2 protein-coding genes and 2 pseudogenes are annotated in these 3,685 nt (G+C 43.1%); 2 read left to right on the forward strand and 2 right to left on the reverse strand.

Annotated features, from left to right (window positions below; translation table 11 throughout):
* A partial coding sequence (locus tag F6K20_RS28850) for an nSTAND1 domain-containing NTPase (protein ID WP_287296969.1) occupies positions 1-2,026 on the reverse strand: 2,026 nt, incomplete at its 3' end.
* A 92-nt stretch (positions 2,027-2,118) separates the two neighbouring features.
* Between F6K20_RS28850 and F6K20_RS28855 the strand changes: the two genes are divergently transcribed.
* Positions 2,119-2,523, forward strand: coding sequence for a CU044_2847 family protein (locus F6K20_RS28855; RefSeq protein WP_287296970.1), 405 nt, complete (start codon positions 2,119-2,121; stop codon positions 2,521-2,523).
* 401 nt (positions 2,524-2,924) lie between these two features.
* Here the strand turns inward: F6K20_RS28855 and F6K20_RS28860 are convergent.
* Positions 2,925-3,319, reverse strand: a pseudogene (locus tag F6K20_RS28860) (tyrosine-type recombinase/integrase); the annotation flags it as partial.
* A 117-nt stretch (positions 3,320-3,436) separates the two neighbouring features.
* Here F6K20_RS28860 and F6K20_RS28865 point away from each other — a divergent pair.
* Positions 3,437-3,685 (forward strand): annotated as a pseudogene (locus F6K20_RS28865) (hypothetical protein); the annotation flags it as partial.

Genomic DNA, 3,685 nt, shown 5'->3' on the forward strand with positions numbered 1-3,685 from the left:
TCAATTTTGCACCTGTAAGCAGATAATCCGGCAATTTTACTTCCCTTTTCCACTCTTCAGCCGCCGCCTCAATCTTACGGGCTATTCTCATCCCATCCCGGTTTTCACTTATCCAACTCCGCAACAGACTCCAATGACGAATCAAGGCTTCATGAGCCACATCCACCACTGCTACTGTCTTTGTTCCTTCTCCTTTACCTACCATTTCAGTGGTAACAACTAGCTTTTCATCGGCCAATTTCTGAACTACGGTATCAATAAGTTCTTCGCTGTAGCGCTGATTTACTAAATTTGGTTTAAATACTCGTCTGCGAGTATCTTCTGTCCCTTCTCCCAACTGAGTCAGTGCTAGAAAAATATGCCGTACTGCTGTTTGTTCTTGTTCAGAAAATAGTTCATACACTTCAGTCGCCCGTTGACGCAAAGTACCCATCACACCACCCAATTTGACATAGGTGTTGAGCCGCAAACAGTTATCAGTGCTTTCTTCCCACAGTCGTGTCAGGGTATATTGCAGTAATGGCAGATATCCTGGTGCATCCGCTACATCTGTCAGTATTTCTTTCACCAGTTCTGGCTCTATCTCCAAATCTACCTGTTTGGCTGGTTCTGCAATTGCCTGTTTTAACTCCTCTGGTGACATGGGCATCACAGCAATTCCATGTTCTTGAATCTGTTGTGCCAATCCGCTATAGTCCTGTTCAAGACATTTACCAAAAAAGTCTGCCCGCATTGTCAATACCAAGCAGAGTTTATCCCCGGTTTTAGGTAAAGCTCCTAATAAGCATTCAAAAAACTGCTGCCTTTCTGAGCTATACTGACACAAGGTAAAGGCTTCTTCAAACTGATCAACTACCAGTATTAGCCGCTGGGTATCGGTCACAGCGATTAATTGTCTCAACCCTTCAGAACCCTTTTGGATCAAATCCTCGGCTTGAGCTAATTGATTTGCCCGTTCGATATCAGATAACCCAGAATCTACAAAGGTTAGTGCTAAAGAATTGAGGGGGTGTTCACCGGGTTGAAAGATTTTTATCTGCCAACTTTCACTACCAGATAACCTTTGTCCCAGTTGTAACTGATACAATAATCCCGCCCTAACTACACTGGATTTCCCACTACCAGACGCTCCCAAGACAGCGAGAAAATTACCAACACGCACCTTTTCCAACAATTGGTCTGTTAAGGCAGTACGACCGTAGAAATACCTGGCATCTTCTTCCGTACAATCAAAATAAGCCAAACCCTTATAAGGACAGATACTTTTTGCTGATGCAGCTGACTGTTTTGTTGCTGCTGTCCACCTGCGAGTCAGATTAATCGGTTCACCAGAATTACTAAAAATAGGACGCTGGGGAAAAGCATTCCGTTGTTGAGTTAGTAAATCAACTAAGGTATAGTTAGTTACCCATCGCTCTTGGCTTGGTTCCAATCCTAGGATCAGTGCTGAGGTGAGAACACTATGATTACTACCAATTTCCTCATAGGCGAGTTCAAAGGCACGAGAAGCAGCAATAAAACACCGGTCTCTGCCTTTACCCCGCTCTCCGGGGTCTGCTTCTGCTACATTTAGCACTTCCCCGGCATAACAGCAATCTAAAATAATAATCTGCTGCCTTACTTCACTGTCTTGTAACAGTCGCCGTAGCCATTGTAAGGATAAACCCCAAGAACCCATGTCTGGGTTAACATCACTAGTTGCCAAAAACCCTTCTTGTATGCCTTTGCTTTTTCGTAAACCATGCCCAGAAAAATAGAGTAGTGCTGTATCTGGGGGTTTCCCATTTGGTTTGAACAATTGTACTATGGCGTCTTCTAACTGAGTCAGAGTGACTTTGGTTTTTTTACCAACGCGAATGGTATTATTATGTTTATCCTTAACCGCCGGAAGTCGTGTTACCTTAAAGTCTCCATACTTCTCTAGTAATTGGGCTACAGCTTCTGCATCCTGCCCAGGTGCCGTTAAATTATTGAGGCGTTCATAGCTGTAGGTACTAATTCCTATTACTAAGGCATTCCGACTCATAAAAACCAGCTTTCTTTAGATAAATAGGTGATTAAGAGGAATACAATTATGTTATCAGTCTTGCTGGGAAATAGTTTAGTAAATATTATATTATGACACAATTAACGCAAATTCAGCTAGAGGATGGCACAATTATTTATGTTGAAGCTACAGAAGATTTAGACATTCCTACGGTAAGCAGCCCAGATAACCAAGACGAAGAGGAAGAGGAAGAAGAAGCCCTTACTGACAAGGGCATGAGTTCTCCTGAAAGGCTACGACAGCAAATAATACAGCACGCTCAACTCATTGAAGGGACGATCCGGGCTTACACTATTATTGGTTTAAATGCCTTCAAGAAAAAGCCAATACCTAACGTTAAAAAAGTTACCTTAGAATTTGGGATTGAATTAGGGGGAGAGGCGGGGATTCCTTATGTCACCAAGGGGACGGCTAAAAGTAATCTTAAAATAACAGTAGAATGTGAGCTTTCTAAGCCAGTTGAAGATAAAACCTAGTTAAGACGAATCTAGCAATTATGTCAGCATTTAGCGCTCAACTAAGGGGCATCGAAAAAGCCATTTACGATAACGCTACCAATTCCCATGGAAAGAAAATGTGAACTTGAATCTCCGGTAAGAACCGTTAACGGCATTAAAATAACAGTCAGCTATTTATAAACACAATCGCATCCAGTCCGCATCGATGCTGAATATCCGTACTCATTTCGTGTTAGTCAACTAATAATATTGAACAAAACGATAGCTGTATCCAGCAAGGATTTCAAACAAATCATGATTTCCAAAAGCTAGGCGAAGGCTAATTTCCTGTCTCTCCCAAAACTGCGGTAACAGGCTGAATTTTAGGCTTTAGCGGCTGATTTTCCATTCATCCAGCACTCAAACCAAAAACCCCCCTCCTAAAATCCCAACTTCTGCACCGCCCTACGCTTAACCTCCTCACCCCGTATATCATACTTAGCGGTAGTCACAGGGGAAGCATGGCCAGCTAACTTTTGTACCGTCACAATATCAATCCCAGCATCAAGCAAATCAGAGCAAAAGGTCCTGGGAAAATCATGGGGACTAAAGGACTCGACCCCAGCCTGTTTAGCTCGTTTCTGCAAAATCAACAACACGGCCTGGGGGGTCATTTTTCTGTACTGTATCTGCCCCCCTTTGCGTATGGGGCACAACAGCGCCCCTGGTTGATTGCCTCTTGTGGTCAACCAATCATTTACAAAAGCGATGCTCTTCAGAGCCGCTCCGCGAACGCACTTTCCGGTAAATAAACCCTCCTATCCTTACCCCCCTTTAGCCTAACAGAATGTATCTTTTTGTAACTTATAGACTGAAATTATTACCCAAAAAACATGTCACCCCCCTAGGTAGTATTACTATGATTAACTAGAGACAAATTAGGGAACTAACAATGAGCAACATCTACGTATTTCATCAGGGGCGAGGAGATAGTGGCTGGCTCTGGTATAACGTTTTTGATGGCAATGAATGGGTTGGAGACCAACAAGTTCCTAAAACTGGGATGACAGGAGATCCATCAGCAGTAGTATACAATGACCTTCTCTATGTATTCCACCAAGGACGAGGAGATAGTGGTTGGCTCTGGTATAACGTTTTTGATGGCAATGAGTGGGCTGGAGATCAAGAAGTTCCTAAGACC

It is taken from the genome of Moorena sp. SIO2C4 (genome assembly GCF_010672485.1).
In the GTDB taxonomy this organism is placed as follows: Bacteria; Cyanobacteriota; Cyanobacteriia; order Cyanobacteriales; family Coleofasciculaceae; genus Moorena; species Moorena producens.